Origin of the sequence: Nonomuraea aurantiaca (genome assembly GCF_020215705.1) — a bacterium.
In the GTDB taxonomy this organism is placed as follows: Bacteria; Actinomycetota; Actinomycetes; order Streptosporangiales; family Streptosporangiaceae; genus Nonomuraea; species Nonomuraea aurantiaca.
On the sequence record NZ_JAIWNB010000001.1, the window covers coordinates 161,337 to 181,012 of the forward strand.

At 70.1% G+C, this 19,676-nt stretch carries 16 protein-coding genes; 8 read left to right on the top strand and 8 right to left on the bottom strand.

Going from position 1 to position 19,676, the window contains the following annotated elements; all coding sequences use genetic code 11:
• Positions 1-250: 250 nt before the first annotated feature.
• Together lexA and LDL49_RS00795 are read right to left on the bottom strand one after the other, a co-directional pair.
• Positions 251-961 (bottom strand): transcriptional repressor LexA, encoded by a 711-nt coding sequence (lexA, locus tag LDL49_RS00790; protein ID WP_225288892.1) that lies wholly within the window; start codon positions 959-961, stop codon positions 251-253.
• 28 nt (positions 962-989) lie between these two features.
• Entirely contained in the window at positions 990-1,244 is a 255-nt protein-coding gene (locus tag LDL49_RS00795) for a hypothetical protein (protein ID WP_214635600.1), read from the bottom strand.
• 1,342 nt (positions 1,245-2,586) lie between these two features.
• Here LDL49_RS00795 and LDL49_RS00800 point away from each other — a divergent pair.
• The 4 genes from LDL49_RS00800 (at position 2,587) to LDL49_RS00815 (ending at position 7,441) form a co-directional block, all read left to right on the top strand.
• On the top strand, positions 2,587-2,856 hold the full coding sequence (locus LDL49_RS00800) for a LysM peptidoglycan-binding domain-containing protein (protein WP_225288893.1): 270 nt from the start codon (positions 2,587-2,589) through the stop codon (positions 2,854-2,856).
• A gap of 672 nt (positions 2,857-3,528) precedes the next feature.
• Positions 3,529-3,984: a transcriptional regulator NrdR gene (nrdR, locus tag LDL49_RS00805; RefSeq protein WP_214636146.1), complete on the top strand. Its 456-nt coding sequence runs from the start codon at positions 3,529-3,531 to the stop codon at positions 3,982-3,984.
• A complete protein-coding gene (locus tag LDL49_RS00810) occupies positions 3,981-6,818 on the top strand; it encodes a vitamin B12-dependent ribonucleotide reductase (protein ID WP_225288894.1) in 2,838 nt (945 codons plus the stop codon). Before nrdR ends, LDL49_RS00810 begins: the two co-directional genes overlap by 4 nt.
• Positions 6,819-6,928: 110 nt before the next feature.
• Positions 6,929-7,441, top strand: coding sequence for a cupin domain-containing protein (locus tag LDL49_RS00815; protein ID WP_225288895.1), 513 nt, complete (start codon positions 6,929-6,931; stop codon positions 7,439-7,441).
• Positions 7,442-7,477: 36 nt separating this feature from the next.
• Here LDL49_RS00815 and LDL49_RS00820 read toward each other — a convergent pair whose 3' ends face one another.
• From LDL49_RS00820 to LDL49_RS00840, 5 genes are all read right to left on the bottom strand, one after another.
• Entirely contained in the window at positions 7,478-10,165 is a 2,688-nt protein-coding gene (locus LDL49_RS00820; protein WP_225288896.1) for a helix-turn-helix transcriptional regulator, read from the bottom strand.
• Between the two features lie 267 nt (positions 10,166-10,432).
• Positions 10,433-11,062 (bottom strand): GAF domain-containing protein, encoded by a 630-nt coding sequence (locus LDL49_RS00825; protein WP_225288897.1) that lies wholly within the window; start codon positions 11,060-11,062, stop codon positions 10,433-10,435.
• Positions 11,052-11,924 (bottom strand): S8 family serine peptidase, encoded by an 873-nt coding sequence (locus tag LDL49_RS00830; protein WP_225288898.1) that lies wholly within the window; start codon positions 11,922-11,924, stop codon positions 11,052-11,054. Before LDL49_RS00830 ends, LDL49_RS00825 begins: the two co-directional genes overlap by 11 nt.
• Entirely contained in the window at positions 11,921-14,935 is a 3,015-nt protein-coding gene (locus LDL49_RS00835) for an AAA family ATPase (protein ID WP_225288899.1), read from the bottom strand. The genes LDL49_RS00830 and LDL49_RS00835 overlap by 4 nt, the downstream gene beginning before the upstream one ends.
• A complete protein-coding gene (locus LDL49_RS00840) occupies positions 14,932-15,132 on the bottom strand; it encodes an aroma-sacti cluster domain-containing protein (RefSeq protein ID WP_225288900.1) in 201 nt (66 codons plus the stop codon). Before LDL49_RS00840 ends, LDL49_RS00835 begins: the two co-directional genes overlap by 4 nt.
• A gap of 180 nt (positions 15,133-15,312) precedes the next feature.
• Here LDL49_RS00840 and LDL49_RS00845 point away from each other — a divergent pair, with 180 nt between their 5' ends.
• The 4 genes from LDL49_RS00845 to LDL49_RS00860 all read left to right on the top strand — a co-directional run bounded on the left by LDL49_RS00845 (position 15,313) and on the right by LDL49_RS00860 (position 18,808).
• Positions 15,313-15,594, top strand: coding sequence for a StsA-related sactipeptide RiPP (locus LDL49_RS00845; RefSeq protein ID WP_225288901.1), 282 nt, complete (start codon positions 15,313-15,315; stop codon positions 15,592-15,594).
• 89 nt (positions 15,595-15,683) lie between these two features.
• Positions 15,684-17,126: a StsB family radical SAM/SPASM domain sactipeptide maturase gene (stsB, locus tag LDL49_RS00850; RefSeq protein WP_225288902.1), complete on the top strand. Its 1,443-nt coding sequence runs from the start codon at positions 15,684-15,686 to the stop codon at positions 17,124-17,126.
• 12 nt (positions 17,127-17,138) lie between these two features.
• A complete protein-coding gene (locus tag LDL49_RS00855) occupies positions 17,139-17,417 on the top strand; it encodes a PqqD family protein (RefSeq protein ID WP_225288903.1) in 279 nt (92 codons plus the stop codon).
• Positions 17,414-18,808, top strand: a complete 1,395-nt coding sequence (locus LDL49_RS00860) for an NAD(P)/FAD-dependent oxidoreductase (RefSeq protein ID WP_225288904.1) — start codon at positions 17,414-17,416, stop codon at positions 18,806-18,808. The genes LDL49_RS00855 and LDL49_RS00860 overlap by 4 nt, the downstream gene beginning before the upstream one ends.
• On the opposite strand, the gene LDL49_RS00865 is transcribed toward LDL49_RS00860, so the two are convergent.
• Positions 18,768-19,448, bottom strand: a complete 681-nt coding sequence (locus LDL49_RS00865; RefSeq protein WP_225288905.1) for a response regulator transcription factor — start codon at positions 19,446-19,448, stop codon at positions 18,768-18,770. The two genes, LDL49_RS00860 and LDL49_RS00865, sit on opposite strands and share 41 nt — an antisense overlap.
• Positions 19,449-19,676: the final 228 nt, after the last annotated feature.

Below are 19,676 nucleotides of genomic sequence, written 5' to 3' on the forward strand. Positions count from 1 at the left end.
GTAGATGCGTTGTCGACCAAGAGCAACAGCTTCGCCGAAATGCTCGAACGCTCGTCGATGGCAGGCCCGGAAGGTGGCTGGTGGTGAAACAGCACCAACCGCTCGTGGATCACCGGAGTGGCGTCTTCCTGCCATACCCATCAGCCACCCGTACGGTCCATGATCACCCATAAGATACGCCGACAGTGCTCCGGGCGCATGATCTTGTCATGCGCCCGGAAACCTCATGCGCCCGGAAGTGTGTGCGGCGTCAGAGGCGGCGGAGGACCGCTACGACCTTGCCCAGGACGCTGGCCTCGTCGCCGGGGATCGGGTCGTAGTTGGCGTTGTGCGGCACCAGCCAGACGTGGCCGTCCTTGCGCTTGAACGTCTTCACCGTGGCCTCGCCCTCGATCATGGCCGCCACGATGTCGCCGCTCTCCGCGACCGGCTGCTGGCGGACGACGACCCAGTCGCCGTCGGCGATGGCGGCGTCGATCATCGAATCACCGGCGACCTGCAGGAGGAAGAGGGTGCCTTCACCGACCAGTTGCTTGGGCAGTGCGAAGACGTCTTCGACGCTCTCCTCGGCGAGGATCGGGCCACCGGCGGCGATCCGGCCGACCAGCGGCACGTACGCGGCCGTGGGCCTGCTCACCGGGGGGTCGGACTCGTTGGCGGCGTCGGGGTCGACCCAGAGCACAGGCTCGCCGGGCAGACGCACCTCGAGCGCGCGCGGCCGGTGGGGGTCGCGTCTCAGGTAGCCCTTGCGCTGCAACGCCGTCAGCTGGTGCGACACGCTGGACGTGCTGGTCAGTTGCACGGCCTCGCCGATCTCGCGCATGGACGGCGGGTAGCCCCGCTGTTGGACCGAGTCGCGAATCACCTCGAGGATCTTGCGTTGCCTGGGCGTCAGGCCCAGGGAGTCACGCCGACGCACCGCGAGGTCACTGACCCCGTTGGTGTCATCCCGATCGCTCATGATCTGCCTCCTCGCCCGGCGGCCCGCCTCACCGGCGAATCTCCCGGTCCGTGGTCTTCGTGTCGCACACAGCGACCGTATCGCTGTTGAAGATCATCTTCAAACAATTGTTCGAGTCTTCCTCGAAATTGTTGGCAGCGTGGTGTACAACATCGTACGGGAGTTCGATCGACACCGTGTTCGATTTGCCGATCTTTATTGGGTCTTTTTTTCGGGCCGGGACGGCTGGGAGGTCAAACATGCGAGCGACCACCATCACAGATGCGACCAGCGACGACGTCAAGCGACTCACCCTCCTGGCTGACGCCACCCGGCGGCCGGTGGCAGGGGGCTGCGACACGGGTGACGGCCGGGGGGACGGTTGTCGGGGTGGCGATTCCGCCAACCGGCCAGATCGGGAACTCCCGCATACCCGCGACAACTCCGACAACCGGGCTCCGGAGTCCATTGATTCAGGGTCCGCTGGTTCGCCGTCCGCGGGTCCGGCGTCTGTTGGTGCGGCGTCTGCCGGTCCGGGATCTGCTGGTCCAGGGTCTGTTGGTGCGGGGGCCGTGGGTTCGGGATTGGCCGGTCCGGGGTCCGTCGACCAGGGGTCTGTCGAGCCGGGGTCTGTTGGACTGGCGGCTGTTGGTCCGGGTTCTGTCGGTTCAGTGCTCACCAACCCGGGGTCTGCTGGTTCGGGGTCCGTCGGTCGGGGATCGGTCGGTCCGGGTTCGTCTGCTCCTGGATCAGAAGGCCGTCTCGGGATGGCGGGCGGGGCTCGCTCCGGAACCGGGGGTGCGGGTCGTTCGCGGAGCGGGGGCGGGAGCGTTCGCTCGAGTGGAGACGGAAGCCGTTTCGGCGGGGAGGGCGGGGGACGCCCTGCACGTACGGGCGGAGGTCGTCCCGAGTACGGCAGCGGGGGTCGTCCTGGGGGAGGCAGCGTACGTGCCGGGGGAGGATCATCTGGCAGAGGGCCTCTCGGTCGTCGGGCTGCGGCACAGGGAAGGCCGCTCCTGCGGCTGGTGCCCGCGCCCCGACCTGATGCCGACGACACGCCGTCGTCTGGTGGAGGAGTACGACCTACGGGCGCGACTGGACACCCAGCGGAGTCTGGAGACTCAGCGGAAGTTGGGCGATCGGCAGAGCCCGGAAACTCGATGCTTCGGGCGGGTGAGAGCCGTACGGAGGTACCTCTTCGCGACGCAGACGTTCGGGCCCGTGAGGTAGAGAGCCGGTCGGAGGACCGGTCTCGTCGGGTGGGTGGCCGGTCCGAGGGTCCGGCCCGTGAATCGGGTGGCCGGTCCGAGTTGCAGTCTCGGGAGGATGTGGTCCGGTCGGAGGGGCGGTCGCGTCGGGCGGGTGGCCGGTACGGTGCGCGGTCTCGGGGTGTGGGTGGGCGTGTCGGGGGCCGGGTTCGGGAAGCAAGTGGTCGTTCCGGGGGCCGGGTTCGGGAAGCAGGTGGTCGTTCCGGGGGTCGGGGTCGTGAGGTGCCGGGCTCGTACACGCACCGTCCCCGCCGTAAGGGCCCTCTGCCCGCAGATCGGACCCGTCTGTCCAGGAGGCAGGCCGGCGTCACTCGACGGGGGCGGCGCAATCCCCCCGTACGGCTCACGCGACGGGGGCGGGCCGTACTGGTGATGGCCATGGCTCTGCTGTCCCTGGGCGGCTTCTGGCTTGGCACCCGCGCGGCCAGTCAGGCGGCCGCGGCGCCCGCCGTGCCGAGTCACGTGGGCCTGCCCTGGGTGACCGTCCACGAGGGGGACACGCTCTGGACGATCGCCGACGCGGTGGCTCCCGACGAGGGCGACCCCGGAGCGGTGGTGACCGAGATCAAGCGGCTGAACGGCCTGCCCGGCTCGCTCATCCGCCCCGGCAGCCGCCTGTACGTCCCGAGCGCTCGTGCCCTGCCGTAAGCCCCGAATGAAGCCCCGACGAGCCAGCCCCCATGCGATGCCTGCCATGCGATGCCTGCCATGCGATGCCTGCCATGCGATGCCTGCCATGCGATGCCTGCCATGCGATGCCTGCCATGCGATGCCTGCCATGCGATGCCTGCCATGCGATGCCATGGCGCCCTGAAACCGGTCCGTTGCCAATCGGTAGCGACGCGGTCCCTCCTCCACCGGTAATGACACGACCCGTCGCCAGTCGGTAACGCCACGGCGGGCCGTCCTCACCCAGTAGCGATACGGTCCGTCCCCAACCGAAAGCGCGGAGACGACCGCACACGCATGTGGCCCGCGAGACGCCTGTGAGCCGTGTTCACCCACGTGAGACCGGCCAACCAACGTGACCAGCGAGGCGGGAACACACCCCCGCCGGCCGGTATTGACGACGACACGCCCGAGCCGGGACCAAGGTGGCTGCGCTGATCAGCGACTTCGGCGGCACGGCTCCGTCCAACTTGCGTTCATGGTCGCTCGCTTCTACGGTTGGACCACAACATCTAGTAGTTACACCGATGTAGTTCACCACAAATTGTGTTTCTCTGACCGCACCATGGCAAGCCGTGGGGCGTGCGCGAGCGTACGCAGAACAGCGCTTTACGCCTGTGGTGACCGCATGGTCGAGGAGGGCGAGCAAACGTGCACTGTCCGTTCTGTCGTCATCCCGACACGAGGGTCATCGACAGCCGCTCGACAGAGGACGGCGCGGCCATCCGGCGCCGCCGTACCTGTCCGGAATGCGGGCGCCGGTTCACCACGCAGGAGACCGTCCTGCTGATGGTGAGCAAGCGCAGCGGAGTGACGGAGCCGTTCTCGCGCGACAAGGTCGTCGCGGGCGTGCGACGGGCCTGCCAGGGCAGGCCGGTGAGCGAGGATTCGCTGGCTCAGTTGGGCCAGCGCGTCGAGGAGGCCATCCGGGCCAAGGGTGCGGCCGAGCTCCCCTCCAACGAGGTGGGGCTGGCGATCCTGGGTCCGTTGCGGGAGTTGGACGAGGTGGCCTACTTGCGATTCGCATCGGTATATCGCGGTTTCGAGAGCCTGGCGGACTTCGAGGCCGAGATCGAACAGTTGAAGGCGGAGAAGGGGGAGTCATGACGGAGACGGCCAGCGGTTCAGTCACGCGCGGAGGTAAGCGTCCGCGCAAGGGGCTCAAGATGAAGCGCATCTTCACCAAGCCCGGTGTGCACCCATATGACGACATCCAGTGGGAGCGCCGCGACGTCGTCATGACCAATTGGCGCGACGGCTCGATCAATTTCGAGCAGCGGGGCGTCGAGTTCCCCGAGTTCTGGTCGGTCAACGCGGCCAACATCGTCACCACCAAATACTTCCGCGGCGCGGTGGGCACGCCGCAGCGCGAGTGGAGCCTGAAGCAGCTGGTTGACCGGGTCGTCGGCGTCTACACCAAGACCGCGGTGGAGCACGGCTACTTCGCCACCGACGAGGACGCCGAGATTTTTGACCACGAGTTGAAGCACGCGCTGACGCACCAGGTGTTCGCGTTCAACTCGCCGGTGTGGTTCAACGTGGGCACCGCGAGCCCGCAGCAGGTGAGCGCCTGCTTCATCTTGGCCGTGGACGACACGATGGAGTCGATCCTCGACTGGTACAAAGAAGAGGGCGTGATCTTCAAGGGCGGCTCGGGCTCAGGGGTCAACCTGTCCCGCATCCGCTCCTCGAAGGAGCTCCTGTCCAGCGGCGGCACGGCCAGCGGGCCGGTCTCGTTCATGCGCGGCGCCGACGCGAGCGCGGGCACCATCAAGTCCGGTGGCGCCACCCGCCGGGCGGCCAAGATGGTCGTGCTCGACGTCGACCACCCCGACATCGTGGAGTTCGTCGAGACCAAGGCCCGCGAGGAGGACAAGGTCCGCGCGCTGCGCGACGCCGGGTTCGACATGGACCTGGGCGGCAAGGACATCGTCTCGGTCCAATACCAGAACGCCAACAACTCGGTGCGCGTCTCCGAGGAGTTCATGCACGCGGTCGAGAAGGGTGACGACTTCGCCCTGCGCGGCCGCCTGACCGGCGAGGTGATCGAGAAGGTCGACGCGCGGGAGCTGTTCCGCAAGATGGCCAAGGCCGCCTGGGAGTGCGCCGACCCCGGCGTCCAGTACGACGACACGATCAACGACTGGCACACCACCCCGGAGACCGGGCGCATCACCGCCAGCAACCCCTGCAGCGAGTACGTCCACCTCGACAACTCCTCCTGCAACCTGGCCAGCATCAACCTGCTGAAGTTCCTGCGGGACGACGACACCTTCGACGTCGCGAACTTCGTCAAGCTGACCGAGCTGATCATCACGGCCATGGACGTGTCGATCACGTTCGCCGACTTCCCGACCGAGAAGATCGGGGAGACCACCCGCGCCTACCGCCAGCTCGGCATCGGCTACGCGAACCTGGGCGCGCTGCTCATGGCCACCGGCCACGCGTACGACTCCGACGGCGGCCGCGCGGTCGCCGGGGCGATCACGTCGCTGATGACCGGTGTGTCCTACCGGCGCAGCGCCGAGCTGGCCGGGGTCGTCGGCCCGTACGACGGCTATGCCCGCAACGCCGAGCCGCACAAGCGGATCATGCGCAAGCACGCCGCCGCCAACGACGACCTGCGCACGGTCGGCTCGATGGACGCCAAGATCCACGCCGAGGCGTCCCGTCAGTGGTCGGAGTGCCTCAAGGTCGGCGAGAAGAACGGTTACCGCAACGCGCAGGCCAGCCTGCTCGCGCCCACGGGCACCATCGGCCTGATGATGGACTGCGACACCACCGGCATCGAGCCCGACCTGGCGCTGGTGAAGTTCAAGAAGCTCGTCGGCGGCGGCTCCATGCAGATCGTCAACCAGACGATCCCGCGCGCGCTCAGGCAGCTCAACTACCAGCAGGAGCAGATCGAGGCCATCGTCGAGTACATCGCCGAGCACGGCCACGTCGTCGACGCCCCCGGCCTGCGCAGGGAGCACTATGAGGTGTTCGACTGCGCGATGGGCGAGCGGGCCATCGCCCCGATGGGTCACGTCCGCATGATGGCCGCCGCGCAGCCGTTCCTGTCCGGCGCGATCTCCAAGACGGTCAACCTGCCGGAGTCGGCCACGATCGACGACATCGAGCAGGTCTACCTGGAGGGCTGGCGGCTCGGCCTCAAGGCGCTGGCGGTCTACCGCGACAACTGCAAGGTCGGCCAGCCGCTGTCGGCCGGCGGCAGCAAGAAGGAAGCCGAGAAGGCCGACAAGGCGGCCGAGGCCGCCGAGCCCGAGGTCCGGGTCATCGAGGTCAACCGGCCCACCCGCCGCCGGATGCCCAACCAGCGGCCGAGCATGACCACCCGCTTCACGGTCGGCGGCGCCAAGGGCTACATGACCGCCTCGTCCTACCCCGACGACGGGCTCGGCGAGGTCTTCCTGAAGATGTCCAAGCAGGGTTCGACGCTGGCGGGCGTCATGGACGCCTTCTCGGTGGCGATCTCGATAGGGCTCCAGTACGGCGTGCCGCTCGAGACGTACATGAGCAAGTTCGTCAACATGCGCTTCGAGCCCGCCGGGATGACGGACGACCCCGACATCCGGATGGCCACCTCGGTGATGGACTACATCTTCCGCCGCCTGGCCCTCGACCACCTGCCCTACGACGAGCGGGCGGCGCTGGGCATCTTCTCGGCGGCCGAGCGCGCCGCGCAGCAGCGCGGCGAGGACCCGGCCGCGCTCCAGGAGGCGGTCGACCGTGAGGCGCTCGCCCAGTCGGCGCCGATCGAGGCGAAGCAGGAGGCGGAGCAGCAGGCGGAGCCGGAGCCGATGCAGGAGTTCACGCTGGAGAACCACCAGCGCATCACCGCCGACGCCCCGCTCTGCATGACCTGCGGCACCAAGATGCGCCCGGCGGGCAGCTGCTACGTCTGCGAGGGCTGCGGCTCCACCAGCGGCTGCAGCTAGGTCCAGGCTCAGGCCGGCCTTCTCTAGGGCGAAATAGCAGATCAGCGGCGGGAAGCCCGGCTTCCCGCCGCTGATCCGCGCCCGCTGTTGTCGTGTTCTGCCCATACTTGATGAAGATCCGCGACCTGAAGGGCAGGACAGCCATGACCTATCCACCGCCGACCTATGACGGTGACGCCGGCGAGCTGAGCGCGACGTACCGGCGCCCGGATGCGGTGCCGGAGCTGGTCTACCCGACTGGTAACACGGTGCACTACTTGGCGACCGGCGCGTCGACCAACGGACAGTTCGGGATGTACCGCTGGGAAATGGGACCGGAGCCCAGTGGCCCGGCGGCGCACTTCCACCGGTCGATCTCTGAGTCGTTCTACATCCTGTCCGGCACCGTGCGCATCTACGACGGGCGGCGCTGGATCGACACGACGCCGGGCGATTTCGTGCATGTCCCGGAAGGTGGCGTCCACGCGTTCCGTAACGAGTCGGGGGCGCCGGCGTCCATGCTGCTGCACTTCGCGCCGGGCGCGCCACGAGAGGGCTACTTCGAGGGGCTGCTGACCCTGGCGGGCAAGAGCGACGAGGAGAGGGCGGAGTTCTTCCGCGAGCACGACACGTACTGGCTGTGACTTCCGCGAGTACGAAGTCCGTGAGCACGACAGCCGCTACTGGTCGGCCCGCATTCGGCAGGCAGCATCCCGGAGCTCTTGGGACTCCTCGCCCTCCGGCTGGCCCAGGACCTGCGCGAGTGCGTCGCGCCCGGACACCCCGAGCTTCGCGTACACCCGGCCCAGATGGTTGTTGACGGTTCGGAGCGAGAGGCCGAGGCGGTCGGCGACGGCGCGACTGGGCAGTCCTGAGGCGGTCAGTTTCGCGACCTGCAGCTCCCGAGGGGTCAACGACACCTCGCTGCCCGTCAGGTCCGTCAGTGGGGTGCGGGCGCCGTCGCACTCGGTGAGCAGCTCACGAGCGAACACGAGCGCGGCCTTGGCCGCCGTACGCCGGCGCGCCCCGGCATGCAGCCGGTGGGCCGTCGCGGCCGCCTCCGCGGCGGGCAGCAGATGGCCGAGGCGATGGAGGCTCTCGGCCGCCTGCGCGAGCAGGTGGGCGTCGTCCGTGGCGAGCGCGGTGGCCATCGTGGCGAAGGCCGCCGTCGCGGGTGCGGCGGTCTCCCTGGCGAGCTGGTGCAGCTTGTCGCACACCTCTTTCGCGGCGCCGAATCGCGCGGCGTCGAACAACGCCAGGGCCTCGATCATCGGCACTCCGGCCTTGCCCGCGGTCTTCGCGGCCCCCAGGGCGTGGCCGGCGGCGCTGGGGAGGTCGAGCGCGGCGGCGGCGACCCAGGCGCGGTCGCGCTCGATCCAGGCGTCGAAGAGCGCACCCCGTGGTGGCGGGCAGCCGTCCATCCGGCAGAGCCACGCGTCCGCCTGGACGGTGTCTCCTGCCATCGCGTACGCGCCGGCCAGCTCTGCCAGGTAGAAAGCCGGTAATCGCAGCGGGTCGTGCTCGCCGAGCAACACGACCGCCTCGCGCAGCGCCTGCTGGGCCGGCTTCACCCGTCCCTGAGCCTTCGCCACGAAGCCCCGCACGATCGCCCACATGCCGACCATGGGTGGCGCCATGCGCGTCTCGACGGCTTCCCGATACGCGATGTCCACGGCTTTGGCCGCGGTGGTGAGAGCGCCGGCCAGCACGAGCGCGACACATCTGGCCGCGCCGACCTGAGCCTCCGTCCAAGGCGAGGCGGTCCGATGCGCGGAGGCGACCTCCAGGCCGGTGGCGCTCGCTCGTTCGACGAGGCGGATGTCTCCCATGAGACCCGCGGCGAGCACGACCGCCGTGGCCGCCCGTGCCGCCGCCTCCGCCGGCAGCCGCGGTCCGGGCCGGGTGAGCAGCGCCGTACCGATGGACAGTGCTCCCGCGACGTGTCCCTCGATCAGCATCGTCCAGGCTCGCACCGCCTCCGCCGCCCGCTCGCCGGTCGGATTCCCCTGGGCCGGTGCGGCTTCGTGCTGCCAGTATTCGATCTTCTCCCTGACCATCGCCCGCCGGGCGGCGCGTTCCTCGTTGTCGCACTCCCCTGGAGCCGGGAGTGCGTCGGCAGCGTCGGCGAAGCGGCCCTGCAACGCCAGCACCTCGGCCAGGGTCAGGTTCGCGTCCACCCCGCCGTCGGCGGCACCGGAGGCGGTCGCCAGCCGCTCGGCGACCTCGAGCTCCAACCGTTCGGCGGCGCGTTCCGCGGCGGCCAGCAGTTCCTGCCCGGAGGAGTCGAGGCCCGCGGTGAGCCGCCACATGACCAGCTCGAGTGCGTCGTCCGCGCGACGGCGTGGCGAGGCGGCGAGGGACCCGGCCAGCCGCGCCCAGATCTCGTGCGCTCGGGCGCGTGGCATGCGCGCGCGGATGACCTCCCCGTACGCGGGTATCGCGAGTCGCGCCTGGTGCCGCGCTCCGGAGGGTTCGACCACCACCAGCCCCTGCCGTTCGGCCCGCACCACGGCGGAGTGCCCGGTGAGGTCCTCGAGCACGGGCTGGCCGAGCGGCTCCTTGCAGGCGAGCACCTCGAGGACGGCCAGCACGGCCGGATCGTCGACCTGCATCTGCGCCTCGATCAGATCACCGAGCCGGCCGGTGATCCGCAGGTGGCCGCCCAGATGCCAGAGGCCGTCGCGGCGCAGCAGCGCGGATCCCTCCAACGCGGACTGGGCGAGCTCGCGCAGCACGAGCGGGTTGCCGGCGGACAGGCGACGGAACGTGTGCCGCGTGACGGCGTCCAGCGGACCGCCCAGGCCGCGCTCAAGCAGGGTGTCCACCTCGCTGTCGCTCAGCGGCCGCAGCTCGACGCGGCGGGCCACCCCTTCCTTCCATAAGGCCGTCATCACGTCGGGCGCCGCGTGCCCCTGCCGCACGGTGAGCAGCACGAAGGTCCTCGTGTGCACGGCGAGCTGGTACGCCAGCGCGGCCGAGACGTCGTCGAGCAGGTGGGTGTCGTCCACGACGAACACCGGCCGCTTCCCGGTGGAAACGCTGAAACGTTCCACGATCTGGCCGAAGATGTGCGCCGTGACGGCGCCCGCGGCATCGTGTGGAGGCGCGAGATGCAGCAATGAGCCCAAGGGGATCGCCCCGGCGGCACGGGTCCCGGTCGCCCAGGCCGTCGGGTGACCCGCCGCCGCGAGCCGCGCGACCGCCTCCTTGGCCAGGCGCGTGCGGCCCACACCCGGCGCGCCCACGATCACTACGCCGCCGACGTCCGCCTGCGCCGCCGCTGACAGGACCGTGCGCAGCGCCGCGGCGCGCCCGACGAGTGGCCAAAGGTTCCCGGGGCGTCCGTCGTGCGGACGGCTGTCTGCCATGTCGTCCCTTCCGGATGTCGTCACACTGCGACGTCGTGCCCTGACCGGAGATGCCCCCAGCGGCGACTCTCATGCCGCGTCCCCCGCCCGAAACCCAAGCAGGTCCTTGATCTTCTCCACGTGAAGGGTGCTCCCCTTTGACACCCTTCAAACAGGCGTGGCCGGACGGTGACCATGCGTGATGGTGTCCGGCCACGCCAACGGCCACCCACGTGAGGCCGCCCAGGCCCAAATGGCCTCGAAGGGGTGGTGTGGACGGGCTGTTCGTTACGGTGCGAGGAGGTCGTCGGCGATGGCGAGCAGGCGTACGGCTGCCGCGTCCGACGACCGGTCCCTGCCCCGCAGCCTCTCGCTGATCCGCCGCAGCAGCGCGTGCGGGTCGTCGAGAGGCTCCCGGCCATCGCTCCGCCGGACGCGGAGCAGGAGTTCCAGGGCGCAGGCGGCCTGCGTGGCGAACATGCCCAGGAGCTCCATGTCGTCCAGATCGCTGCGGGAGGCCGTGCGGTCCAGCACCTCCAGGACGCCCACACACTCCTCGAACCGGATGAGCGGCGCGGCCATGATGGTCCGCGGGACGTAACCGGTGGATTCCGCGGCGTCCTGGGCGAACTGCGTCACGGCCGACACGTCGTCCGCGACCATCGGCTGCCCGCTCGCGGCGACCCAGCCGGCGATCCCGGTTCCCGCCGGAAAGTGGCTCCCGACCAGCTCCTTCTCGCCTTCGCCCGAGACGGCTTCGAAGACCAGGTCACCGGTGTCCGGGTCCACCAGGAAGATCGAGGCGGCGGCGGCGCCGAACATGTGGCGGGCCACCTCGACGATGGACTGCAGCAGCCTGCGCTCGGTGCCGTCGAGGGAGCCGGGAGAGCCGGGAGTGTCGGGGAAGTCAGGGGACATGGGGCTCTCCGTTCTGCGTCATGGTGTTGTCCGCGGCCAGGTAGAGGACCGTTTTGAGCTGGAACGGCGTCAGCCACGGATGCTTGCCCAGGATGAGCGCGCAGATGCCGGTGATGTGCGGCGCCGCGAAGCTGTTGCCGGTGCTGCGGATCTCCCGGCCGCCGGGCCACGCGACCGGCACCCTGACCCCTCGCGCGAGGAACTCCGCGGGCGGGGCGGGGTTGTAGTAGTACGTCATCGGGTCCGCCTCGTCGTGGCTGGCCACCGAGACGACCGAAGAGAACGTCCACGGGTAGCTGAGCACCGGCATGTTGTGCGCGGCGGCTACCAGGAGGCACCGCCGGAAGTACGCGCGGTCGGCGAGCTCGTGGAGGGATTCGCGCAGGCCCGACCTCGTGCTGGAGAGGCTGAGGTTGACCAGGTCGTAACCCTGGTCGATGGCCCAGCGCAGCCCGGTCACCAGCGCGTTGCCGGTGCCGGACTTTCCGTCGGTGAGCGCGCGTACGGAGGTGATCGCCGCTCCGGGGGCGACCGACCTGATCACTCCGGCGCAGGCCGTGCCGTGCCCGGCCGGGTCGACGGGAGCGCAGTCGGCGACGGTCAGCCTGCCCTCGTCCCCGCTGACGACCTCGACCGACCGATCAAGGCCGCCGATCTTGGGATGGTCGCCCGCCACCCCCGTGTCCACGACGCACACGCGTACTCCCGTGCCGTCGGACCCGCCCCATGCCCACTCCCTGTTCACCCCCGCCAGCGGGCTGATCTGGAAGGGCTCCGGGGCCTGCCGCGTGGTGGCCAGCCCCCACGCGGGCACCCCGGGGAAGTGCGCGCGCTGGTCCCGGCGCCAGGGCGGCGTGGTCATCGCGGTCCCTTCATCCAGTCGCGGACCCGCCGCGCCGGCAGGTCCGCGCCCTTGCTCAGGTACGCGTCGAGCGCGCGCCGGGCGGCCTCGGCCGGGTCGTGTCCGGCGGCCCGGCGGATCCGCGCGACCTCGGCCAGGACGTCCCCTCGAAGACAAGGGTCGTCGGTCGATTCGAGCAGCGCGCTCGCGCGTTCCGCGGCGCTCAGCGCGTCGGCGTGCCGCCCGTCGAACGAGGCGATCGCGCCTCTCATCGCGATGGCCGTGAGCTCGCCGCGCAGCTGCGGCGGCCCCGTTTCGCTGCGCGCCAGTTCCCCTGCCGCCTGCCGGACGTCTCCCTGCCGGAGGGTCTCCCGTGCCGCGTAGATCTCCAAGGTGACGGCGGACCCCCCATGCCCTGCCGTACGGAGCGCGGCGGCGGCCCGCCTGAACAGCTCCCTCGCGTCCTCGTGGTTGCCGTCCAGGGATTCCACCAGCCCCCGCACCTGGACGACGGCGATCGCCGAGAGGCCGAGGTGCAACTCCTCCGCGTAGTGGCCGGCCGTGTCGAGCGACTCACGGGCGCCGCCGAGGTCACCGGAGAGCGCGAGCAGGCGGGCCCTGGTGACGAGCACCGGCACCAGCAGGGCGCGATCGCCGGCGAAGCGGGTCAGCAGGTCGGCGCAGAGCGCGAGCCCTTCCCGCACCGGCGTGGGAGACCATTGCACCAGCTCGCACAGCCCGCCGAGCAGCCGGTCCTCTTCGTAGCGGTCGTCCATCGTCCGGGCCGGCGCGAGACCGTCACGAAGCGCGCGGTCGGCGGCGCCGAAACGGCCTTCCTGGATGTGGATCAGGGCTTGGAGCTGGTGGAAGCGGCACCAGCTCAGGTCGTCCCGGGGGTCGAGCGCCAGCCGCCCGCGAAGGGGTTCGAGTTCCGGCGCGCGGGCGCCCGAGCGCAGGGCGAGGACCTCCCGCTGGATCACGCAGGTGAGCCGGGTCCGCGGGTCCTCCGGCAGCAGCTCCTCCGCCCGGTCCAGGGCCGCGGCGGCCGAGGCGGCCTCTCCCCGTGCCAGCTCCGCGTCGCTGATGCGGACGGCCAGCGACCGGTGCTCGTCCCTGCCCGGGGGCAGCATCTCCCGTCCCTGCTCCAGCAGCGCGATCGCCGCGGGCAGGTCCCTGCGGTGCAGGGCCTGACCGCCGTCCCTGATGAGCCAGTCCGCGGCCCGGCCGGTCAGCTCGGGCAGGAGGGGGTCGCCGGGGCGTACCTGCTGGGTGAGGCGGCAGGCCGCCAGCAGGTGCCGGCTGACGTCTCCGGACGCCGGTCCGAGGAACGGAGCCTGCTCCGAGGCGTCGCCGGCCCGGTCGCCGAACCAGTCGGCCAGCCTTCGGTGCCAGTCCGCCCGTACCTCCTTGCTCGTCAGGGCGTACACGGTCTCCCGGGTGAGGGTCTGCGCGAACTCGTACGCTCCCGGGAGCGCGCCCCGCCGGATGAGGCGCTCGCGCCGCAACCGGCGCAACGGAGCGGCCGTGGGAGGCTCGCCGTCGAAGAGGGCCTCCAGTTGCTCCACCGAGAAGGAGTGCCCGATGGTCGCGGCCCGCTCGAGCACCTGGCGCTCCGCCGCGCCCAGCCGATCAAGCCGGGCCCCGAGCAGCGCCTGGATGGTGGGCGGGAGGGAGGCGGCGCCCTCGGCGAGGGTCTCCAGCATCAGCTCGGCGAAGAGCGGGTTGCCGTCCGAACCGTGGATCACCCGCTGGTACGTGCCGTCGTCGTCGTGGGCGACGACGTCCGCGCGCCCGGCGCGGAGCTCGGCCACGAGCCGGGCCATGTGAGGTGGGCTCATCGGGCCGAGCTCCAGCGACATGGCGCAGGTCATGCCCCCTCCCCAGGAGGGGCGGGTCTCGTAGAGCTCGGGCCGGGCGACGCAGACCAGGAGCACGGGCACGTCGGCGAGCCACGCCGAGCAGTCCTCGACCAGGTCGAGGAGGGTCGGCTCGGCCCACTGCAGGTTGTCCAGCACCACCACCAGCGGCCGGCGCTGGGCGAGCACCTCGAAGAGCGACCGTACGGCCTGCGCGATCTCCGCGACCCCGGGATCGTCCTGGTAATCGGCGTCACCGCAGCACGCCAGCCCGCGCAACGCCCGCGCGCCTTCCTCGCCCATGGCCTCGGCGATGGCGGGCCAGTCGCCGTTGAGGGCCTCGAGCATCTCCGTGATGGGCCGGTACGTGGCGCCGATGCCGTAGGACGGGCACCGGCCGGCGAGCACGGTCACGTCCTCGGGCAGGTTCGTCAGAAACTCCCTGACGAGCCGGGACTTGCCGATGCCCGGGACGCCGAGCAGGGTCGCCATGCAGCACTGCCGGCCGCGTACGACACGGTCATGGAAGCGCGTCAGCTGCTGCAGCTCCTCGGTCCGGCCGATCAACGGGACCGTGTCGGTCTCCGGCGCGCCGCGATCGGGTTCCACGGTGATGAGCCGCCACGCCCGTACCGGATCTCTCTTGCCCTTGAGCGTCAGCGGGGGGACGCCGTCCAGCAGCGCGTGCTGCCTGACCAGGCGGGCCACGTCGTCGCCCAGGAGGATCTCGCCGGCGCCCGCCGCGCACTGCAGCCGGCTCGCGGTGTTGACCGTGTCACCGATCACCCGCACGTTCGAGCCGGACCCGTCGGCGACCATCACCTGGCCGAAGGCGATGCCGCAATGGGCGTCCAGCCGGACTCCGTGGGTGGGGGCTATCTCGGCGCTGAGCCGGTGCACGGCCGTCATCGCCGCGTCCGCGGCCAGAACGGCCCGCAGCGCGTCGTCCTCCCGGCTGACCGGGACGCCGAACACCGCCATGATCGCGTCGCCGATGTACTTCTCCACGGCGCCGCCGTGCTCGAAGATCGCCGTCCGGCACGCCGCGTAGTAGCGGTCGAGGATCCGCAGGAGCAGTTCGGGGTCGAGACGCTCGGCGAGCTCCGTCGACCCCACGATGTCGATGAACAGGACCACGACGTTACGGCGGGCGGGTCGCGGGTCCCTGTCGCTCATACGAGCTTGAGCTCCTGTCCTTCCACCTCGCCGGTGTGGTCGTCCAGCCGCTTCTTGATCGAGTTCAGTACGGCGACCTCGGTCTCCGTGAGCGAGGCGAACACGGTTCGCTGCCGCTCATCGAGCAGGTCGATGGGATGCCCGCCCGCCCGCAGCGTGGCCAGCGCGTCGAACCCGCCCGATCCGGTTGCGTTCATGAACCACAAGCCTGAGACGGCTCATCAGGGACCGCAAGAGATCAGGACACCCACATTCGTGTGGTCTTCGCTCTGCCTGGTGAAAGGCGGTTAGCCCACGTTTGTGGGGTTGTGTCCCCTCCGCATCGCCAGCCGATACTCGACCTGCAACGCGTCCCCTTAAGACGGAGAGGTGAAGGCATGGCCTTCGATCCGAAGGAAGCCCTGCGTGCAGCCGGCGTCCTGAACGACCCGATCGCCGCGGAAGTCGAGGCGGCGTTCGCCACCTTGACCAAAGAGGAAACCGACCTGCTCATCTCGCTGAAGGACAAGCTGCCCGCCGCGCTGCCCGTGGTCATGGCGGGTGGCCAGTGGGCCAGGCCCGAGGTCGAGGTGCACAACGAGTCCCCCGAAGCGTCGTGCCTGTGCGGAGCCTGGTCCGGCTCCGGGTCCGGGTCCAACCCGACCAAGCCGAACCCCTAGTCCGACGGCTCACGAGTGCGGTCCCGGTCGCCTGTCGCCGGACAGGGCCGGGGCCGCCCGCCTGCCGCTGAGAGCGTGAAGGGAAATGGATGTCTGGGAAGCTGGCCCGGAACCACGCGTTGTTCTACGTACCAGAAGACCTTACCTATTTCATGCACGCCGGGGACTATCTGGTGGTCAACCCGCACTCCGGTGGTCGGTGCGTCCTCGATTCGCGTGAGTTCGGCGTCCTGCGTGCCTTGACCCGGCCCTACGCGCGGCTCGAAGAGACCGACGAGACCGATCGAGTCCTCGCCAAACTCATTCTGAGCTGGATCGTCTACTACAACGGGAACCATCCGCGGATCAAGGTGAAGGAGCCGCCGCTTCGTGTGGCGTACTACGCCATCACCGACGGTTGCAACCTTCGCTGCCCCTACTGCTACGCCTCCTCGGAGAAGTGCCTGCCGGGTGAGCTCGACACCGAGGAGTCGCTCCGCCTGGTCTCGCAGATCGCCGACTTCGGCGCCGCCACCGTGGTCTTCACCGGCGGCGAGCCCATGCTCAGGAAGGACCTGTTCCAGATCGTGGAGCATGCCAACCGGTGCGGCCTGAAGTCGAACATCATCACCAACGCCACCATGATCAGGACTCCCGCGATGGCGGAGCGGTTCGCCGAGCTGTTCTCCGGCGTCACGGTGAGCGTCGACGGCGGCACGGCCGAGACGCACGACCGCACGCGGGGCGCCGGCTCCTTCGCCAAGACCCACAAGGCCCTGCGGCTGCTCAACGACGCGGGCGTGGTGCCGATGATCAACCACATCGTCACCTCGGAGAACGTCGAGGAGCTCGAAGGCTTCGCCTCGTTCATGGAGGGGATCGAGGTGCACAGCATCCGGCTGATGTACCACAACAACCTGGGCCGGGGAGAGAGCGACGAGTACGACTTCGGCTGGGACGACCATCTGAGGATCCAGCAGCTCACCTGGACCTCACCCGTCGCCGGCAAGCTGCTCCCGGACGGGCCGAAGACGCTGCAGCTGTGCTCGGTGAAGGCCAACTGCGGGATGGGCGGCAACGAGATCTACATCAACTCGCTGGGGGACGTCTACCCGTGCAAGCTCGTCACGGGACGCTCACACCTGGCGGGCAACGTGCGACGGCAGTCCCTGGCGGAGATCTTCGGCAGCCCGGTCCTGTACGACATGCGGACGAGCTCCGTGTTCGGCGGCGACTACCACGCCGACTGCGCGAAGTGTTACATCAAGTCATCCTGCGGCGGAGGCTGCCGCGCCGCTCACATGGCGGAGTCAGGGGACCTGCGGCGCAACAGCCGCCATCAGTGCAGAATCCTGCGGCACGGCATCGTCACGCAACTCTGGCTGGAATCCGGCGTCGATCCCGCGGAGCTCGCCGAGGATCCCGACATGCAGACACCCCGCCTGCTCGCCAACGACGACGTCCATCCGGTCTTCGACGACTGGAAGACCTACGTTCTCCCCTCAGCCGACGCCGTCAAGGTCGGCGCGCTGCTTCCCATAACGCCGGTATAGAGGAGGTGGAGTGTGTCACTCCAGATCAGTGACTCGGTGATTTGGCAGGAGACCGCGGGGGGCATCTCGCTGTACCACGCCGAAACCGGGGACTTCCACACCCTGAACGAGACAGGCTCCCGGATATGGGAGCTCGTCGCGAGCGACGGGGAGCGAGAGCCGATCGTCGCGAAGCTGTCCCACGAGTTCGCCGGAGACAACCTCGCGATGAGCGTCCGCGTGCTGAAGGACGTGCAGGAGTTCCTCGGCAGCATGATCGAACGGGGTCTGATCGAAGAGCATCCTGCATGACCAGAGCGGTCGTCCTCGGCGGCGGCTTCGCGGGAGCGCTGGCCGGCGCCGTGCTCGCCAGGCACGCGGACGACGTGATCGTGATCGAGGACGATCACTATCCGTCCGGTCCCCGTGCCCGGCGGGGCCTGCCCCAGTCACATCACAGCCACGTCCTCGTGGCCGGTGGCGCGCGGGCGCTGCAGGAGCTGCTTCCGGGGACGCTCGAAGCGCTCTTCGCGCGCGGCGCCCATCACCGGCGCCTGCCCGGCGACGCGCTGATCCTCGGCGCGGCGGGGTGGTTCCGGCGGCTGGACACCGGGGCGTACCTCATCTCGTGCAGCCGGGGGCTCCTGGACCAGGTGGTACGGCAGCGGGCGCTGGGCGCGGTCTCGACCTGGGCGGGCACGCGGGCGCTCGGCCTGGTGGGGGACGCGCGCCGGGTGACCGGGGTCTCGGTCAGACGCGAGGGCGCCGCGCCGGAGACGATCGAGGCGGATCTCGTCGTCGACGCGACCGGGCGCAGATCGAAGGCGCCACGGTGGCTGGCCGAGCTCGGCGGGGCGGAGATCGAGGAGCTGACCGTCTCCTCCGGGCTGGCCTACTCCACCCGGGTCTATCAGGCGCCCGCCGAACTCGCCGGCGAGATTCCGGCCATCATGCTGCATCCGCGGCCGGCGAGGGGGCGGCCGGGGCAGGGGGCGACGTTGTTCCCGATCGAGGACGGCCGGTGGATCGTCACCCTGACCGGCACCCGGGGCGGCGAGCCGCCCGCGGACGAGCGGGGCTTCGCGGACTTCGCGCGCTCGTTGCGTGACCCGATCGTGGCGGACCTCATGGCGGCGGCCACCCCGCTCGGCGGCATCCGGCCGTACCGCGACACCTCGAACCGGAGAAGGTTCTTCGAACGAGCGCGCCTGCCCGCCGGCTTCGTCGCGATCGGCGACGCGGTCGTCGCGGTGAACCCCGTTCACTCGCACGGGATGTCGGTCGCCGCGCTGAGCACGCTCCGGCTGGACAGGGAGCTGACCCGGCGCGGGCTCGATCCGGCCGCCGCCCCCGAACTGCGGGCGGCCATGGCGGCGGAAGCGGAGTCGTCGTGGCGGATGGCGCTCGCCCAGGACGCGGGACCGGCCGGGCGGCGGGAGGCGACCGCGTTCGAGCGCGAGATTCTCGCCCGCAGGACGCGGGCCCTGCTGAGCAGCCCGGAGCTGGCCGCCGAATTCTTCCGCGCGCAGACCTTGCTGCCCGCACGGGCCGCGAAAGACGGACCGGCAGTGGTACGGGCGCTGACGGGAGAACCGGATCCCCTTCTCACGACGCGGGAGGCCGTCATGCAGTACCCCGCGCTGCACGCGTGGTGGGACGCGCTTACCCGCGTGCGCGGCGGCCGGGAGCCGAGCCTGCGGTGATGAAGCCGGATTCGTACGCGATGCCGACCGCGTGCGCCCGGTTCGCCGCCGACAGCTTGGTGAGGATGCGCGCCAGGTGCGAACGGACGGTGCCGGTGCCGATGCCGAGCTTCTCGGCGATGCCGGCGTTCGACAGGCCGGCCGCGACCAGCGCCAGCACCTCGGCCTCGCGGCGGGTGAGTTCGGCGAGCCGGTGATCGACCCTGCTGGTCACCGCGGCGATGCGATCGCGTAGCCGTGTGATCATCGCGCTGGAGATGAACGTGTGCCCGGCGGCGACCAGGCGGATCGCGGGCACGATCTCCTCGACCAGCGACGCCCGGTGCACGAAACCGCCCGCGCCCCCGCGTAGCGCGCGCCCGAGCAGCTCCTCGTCCAGCGCTTCGGAGACCACCACCACCCGCATCCCGTTCCTCGCCTGCGCCGCGACGATCCGGGCGAACTCCACGCCGTCAGCCTGCCGCAGCGCCGCGTTCACCACCGCCACCCTCGGCCGATGCCGGACGACCAGATCGCCCAGCCGGTCGGCGGCGCCGGCCTCGCCCACCACGTAGATGCCGTTGCCCATGTGGAGCACGCTCCTGAGCCTGGCGCGCACCACCCGGTCCGGCTCGCCCACGACGACTCGCAGAATGGGCATGGCCTCGCCGGCAGAGCTCGAGTCAATCGGTTGCGCCACCTGACCACCCGAGTTTGAGCCCGTTTGCTCGACCGGCACACTATGCGCGTCCGCCTCCCGGACAGCCAGAGCAGCGGCGTTACTCACGTCGGCCGGCCGCATGTGAGAGATACTCATGACTGCCTGTGGTCCGCGTTGTCGGAACGGCAACCGGAGAATCGGCCCTGTTCTCGGGACGGCATTCGGAGA

Bases quoted from the DNA above. Each gene is read 5' to 3' on its own strand.
- LDL49_RS00865 (WP_225288905.1), bottom strand. From the start codon at position 19,448: ATGCCCATTCTGCGAGTCGTCGTGGGCGAGCCGGACCGGGTGGTGCGC.
- LDL49_RS00810 (WP_225288894.1), top strand. From the start codon at position 3,981: ATGACGGAGACGGCCAGCGGTTCAGTCACGCGCGGAGGTAAGCGTCCG.
- LDL49_RS00825 (WP_225288897.1), bottom strand. From the start codon at position 11,062: ATGTCCCCTGACTTCCCCGACACTCCCGGCTCTCCCGGCTCCCTCGAC.
- LDL49_RS00845 (WP_225288901.1), top strand. From the start codon at position 15,313: ATGGCCTTCGATCCGAAGGAAGCCCTGCGTGCAGCCGGCGTCCTGAAC.
- LDL49_RS00830 (WP_225288898.1), bottom strand. From the start codon at position 11,924: ATGACCACGCCGCCCTGGCGCCGGGACCAGCGCGCGCACTTCCCCGGG.
- LDL49_RS00815 (WP_225288895.1), top strand. From the start codon at position 6,929: ATGAAGATCCGCGACCTGAAGGGCAGGACAGCCATGACCTATCCACCG.
- LDL49_RS00820 (WP_225288896.1), bottom strand. From the start codon at position 10,165: ATGGCAGACAGCCGTCCGCACGACGGACGCCCCGGGAACCTTTGGCCA.
- stsB (WP_225288902.1), top strand. From the start codon at position 15,684: ATGTCTGGGAAGCTGGCCCGGAACCACGCGTTGTTCTACGTACCAGAA.
- lexA (WP_225288892.1), bottom strand. From the start codon at position 961: ATGAGCGATCGGGATGACACCAACGGGGTCAGTGACCTCGCGGTGCGT.
- LDL49_RS00835 (WP_225288899.1), bottom strand. From the start codon at position 14,935: ATGAGCGACAGGGACCCGCGACCCGCCCGCCGTAACGTCGTGGTCCTG.
- LDL49_RS00860 (WP_225288904.1), top strand. From the start codon at position 17,414: ATGACCAGAGCGGTCGTCCTCGGCGGCGGCTTCGCGGGAGCGCTGGCC.
- LDL49_RS00840 (WP_225288900.1), bottom strand. From the start codon at position 15,132: ATGAACGCAACCGGATCGGGCGGGTTCGACGCGCTGGCCACGCTGCGG.
- LDL49_RS00800 (WP_225288893.1), top strand. From the start codon at position 2,587: ATGGCTCTGCTGTCCCTGGGCGGCTTCTGGCTTGGCACCCGCGCGGCC.